We start from the raw sequence: 281 nt of genomic DNA on the forward strand, positions 1-281 counted from the left end.
CACGTCTCGTGATGTTCGCAAATCCGCTCAATCCGGTCGGGAGTTGGCTGACACCGGAGGCTTTGCAGCGCGTTGTCAATGCGGTCTCGCCGGAGACGCTGCTGGTCGTGGACGAAGCTTATGCCGAATATGCAGCCGGTGACGATTATCCGTCTGCCGCCACACTTCTGCGCGACAGCGGCCTTCACTGGGTGGCGCTGCGTACCTTCTCCAAGGCTTATGGGTTGGCCGGTGCGCGGCTCGGGTTCGGGCTTGTCAGCGACCCGGACTTGCGCGGGTTT

The 281-nt window shown here is 62.6% G+C and carries 1 protein-coding gene; it reads left to right on the forward strand.

The annotated features are described in order from the left end of the window. Nucleotides 1-281, forward strand: a 281-nt coding sequence (locus GN138_RS15920; RefSeq protein WP_157364982.1) for an aminotransferase class I/II-fold pyridoxal phosphate-dependent enzyme, incomplete at both ends; no start/stop codon positions are given.

The organism is Winogradskyella endarachnes (assembly GCF_009741275.1).
GTDB lineage: Bacteria > Bacteroidota > Bacteroidia > Flavobacteriales > Flavobacteriaceae > Winogradskyella > Winogradskyella endarachnes.